This is a genomic window from Mycobacterium sp., from assembly GCF_035653355.1.
Classification (GTDB): domain Bacteria; phylum Actinomycetota; class Actinomycetes; order Mycobacteriales; family Mycobacteriaceae; genus Mycobacterium.
Genome location: NZ_DASRBZ010000457.1, coordinates 1 through 2910 on the forward strand (window position 1 = coordinate 1; position 2910 = coordinate 2910).

At 67.8% G+C, this 2910-nt stretch carries 4 protein-coding genes and 1 pseudogene; all 5 read left to right on the forward strand.

Annotation, left to right across the window (positions count from 1 at the left end; genetic code table 11):
• A pseudogene (locus VFA16_RS15715) lies at positions 1-180 on the forward strand (hypothetical protein); the annotation flags it as partial.
• Between the two features lies 1 nt (position 181).
• Positions 182-544 (forward strand): SRPBCC domain-containing protein, encoded by a 363-nt coding sequence (locus tag VFA16_RS15720; RefSeq protein WP_324968713.1) that lies wholly within the window; start codon positions 182-184, stop codon positions 542-544.
• Entirely contained in the window at positions 541-1179 is a 639-nt protein-coding gene (locus VFA16_RS15725; protein ID WP_324968714.1) for a maleylpyruvate isomerase family mycothiol-dependent enzyme, read from the forward strand. The genes VFA16_RS15720 and VFA16_RS15725 overlap by 4 nt, the downstream gene beginning before the upstream one ends.
• A gap of 158 nt (positions 1180-1337) precedes the next feature.
• Entirely contained in the window at positions 1338-2642 is a 1305-nt protein-coding gene (locus VFA16_RS15730; protein WP_324968715.1) for an ammonium transporter, read from the forward strand.
• Positions 2639-2910, forward strand: a 272-nt coding sequence (locus VFA16_RS15735; protein WP_324968716.1) for a P-II family nitrogen regulator, incomplete at its 3' end; no start/stop codon positions are given. The genes VFA16_RS15730 and VFA16_RS15735, both read left to right, overlap by 4 nt.

A 2910-nucleotide genomic window follows, 5' to 3' on the forward strand; every position in this document is an offset into this window, starting at 1 on the left:
GTGGTCGTGTCGGTGGTGGGCACGCGCCATCTCTACCGGATCAACCGGTCTGGGCTGGAAGCCGTCCGGGACTATCTCGATCGGTTCTGGACAGCGGCCCTGGACAACTTCGCCGCGCTGGCCGAAGGCGAAGCAGCCCAACCAGCCGACCCACAAGGGTCGCAGCACAGGAGCGCCTGAGATGACCGCAGAATCCACCAAGGAAGTCGAGGTTCATCGGTCGGTGAGCGTGCCGCTGTCACCGGAGCGGGCCTTTGACCTGTTTACGGCACGGATGACCGAGTTCTGGCCCAAGGAGCACTCCATCGGCTCCAGCGCGATCGCGCAGGTCGTGATCGAGCCCCGGGTCGGAGGCCGGTGGTACGAGCGCGGGGTTGACGGCACCGAATGCGACTGGGGCCGCGTGGGCCAGTGGCAGCCGCCGAACAAGGTGGTGCTGCTATGGCAAATCGGTGGCGACCAAGCCGGGACCATGTATGCAGTGTTCGACTCGCCCGAGGGTTGGGCCGGCACCCTGACCCGGTTTACGGAGGCCGCCGGATGACCAGCCAACAACAGCGCACTGCCGATGTGATGACCCTGGCCGCTCAAGAGCGCGCCGAGCTCGTCGACTTCCTCCAGACATTGACCCCGCAGCAGTGGGAGGCAGCGAGCCTGTGCCAGGGCTGGACCGTCCGTGACGTGGTCGCCCACGTCATCAGCTACGACGAACTGAGCTGGTGGGCCACGGTCAAGCGCTTGGCTCGCGGCCGGTTCGCCCTCGGCAAGGCCAACGATGCCGGAGTGGCACAGTACTCGCACCGCCCGCAGGAACTCATCGCCCTGCTGCGCGCACACCCGCGGCCTAGCGGGCTACCCGCCGCGTTCGGTGGCATGATCGCGCTCGTGGACGGCATGATCCACCAGCAGGACATTCGCCGCCCACTCGATGCGCCCCGCGACATCCCCCACGACCGGCTGCGAACCACGTTGCGGCTGGCGCTGCTGGCCCCACCTCTGCGCGCCTTCCAACGAGCCCGCGGCCTCACCCTCGTCGCCACCGACCTGGACTGGTCACACGGCACCGGTCCCCAAGTACGCGGCACAGGTGAAGCACTGCTGATGGCCATCGCGGGACGCGCCCATCCGATCAACGAACTGTCCGGCCCCGGCAAATCCCTACTCGCCAAGCGAATCTGACCACCGCGCATCGGCACGAAGGCTTACTCCAGCGCCTCCGGCATAGGGGCAAGCCACCGCTGCGGCGTTACCCAGGAGACCGCCGAACACCGCGCCCGGTTGGCGGCGGTGAGCGACACCGTCCCCCCCGACCGCAACCAACCGACGATAATCCGGAGATGGACAGCGGAAACACGGCGTTCGTGCTTGGCTGTGCCGCGTTGGTGATGCTCATGACGCCGGGCCTGGCATTCTTCTACGCAGGCATGGTGCGGGCCCGCAGCGCGCTCAACATGATGATGATGAGCATGGTGACGCTCGGCGTCGTCGGGCTGATCTGGGTGTTGTTCGGGTTCTCACTGTCGTTCGGCAACTCCCACGCCGGGCTCATCGGCGGGTTCGGCTTCGCCGGTCTGCGGGTGCCCGGGGTGGTCGGAAAAGGTATCCCGCTGACGGCCTTCGCCATGTTCGAGCTGATGTTCGCGATCATCACCGCTGCGCTGCTGTCCGGGGCTATCGCCGACCGTGCACGGTTCTGGTCCTGGACGGTGTTCATCGCGCTGTGGACGGTGGGGGTTTACGTCCCGCTGGCCCACTGGATCTTCGCGTTCGACGGTTTCTCCGGGGCTCACGGCGGCTGGCTGGCGAACCGGCTGGGCGTGCTCGACTTCGCCGGGGGCACGGCGGTCGAGGTCAACTCCGGGATGTCCGCGCTGGCGCTGGCGCTGATCCTGGGCCGGCGCCAGGGCTGGCCACGCGAGCCGATGCGCCCACACAATCTGCCGGCCACGCTGCTCGGCGCCGGGTTGCTGTGGTTCGGCTGGTACGGCTTCAACGCCGGTTCAGCGCTTGCCGCGGACGCGGTCGCGGCCAACGCGTTCCTCAACACCACGGTGGCGCCGGCGGCCGCAGTGCTTGCATGGCTGGTCGTCGAACACCACCTCGACGGCCGTCCCACCAGCCTCGGCGCGGCGTCGGCTGCGATCGCCGGGCTGGTCGGCATCACCCCGGCCTGCGGCTACGTCGACGCATTCGGCGGCATCGTCATCGGGTTGGCCTGCGGCGTGATCTGCCAGCTCGCGATCCGGCTCAAGTACCGGCTGGGCTACGACGACTCGCTCGACGTGGTGGCGATTCACGGTGTAGGCGGAGCGGTCGGGCTGCTCCTGACCGGGCTGTTCGCGACCACCGCCGCCAACTCGGCGGGCGCGAACGGGCTACTCTACGGGGGCGGTGCCGGCCAGATCGGCAAGCAGGCATTGGGGATGCTGGTGGCCGCCGGGTACGCATTCGTGGTTACCTTCGGACTCGCCTGGCTGATCCGTGCCACGATGGGGTTTCGGGTCGCGCCCGAGGTCGAGGCCGAGGGCATCGACGAAGCCGAGCACGCCGAAAGTGCGTACGAGTTCTCGCCGCTCACCACGACGGGCCGCGCCACGGTGCTGCCGTCCCTCCCGGCGATTCACGAGGAGAGCGCGACATGATGGTCGTAACCGCGGTGGTCAAGCCGTTCACGCTGGGCGACATCAAAGCTGCGCTGGAGCGCATCGGCGTACTCGGGATGACAGTCAGCGAGGTGCAGGGCTACGGCCGGCAAAAGGGACACACCGAGGTCTACCGGGGTGTGGAATACGCGGTGGACTTCGTGCCCAAGATTCGGGTCGAGGTCGTGGTCGACGAGGCGCAGGTGGACAAGACCATCGAAGCGCTGATCGAGGCGGCACGAACCGGAAAGATCGGGGACGGGAAGAT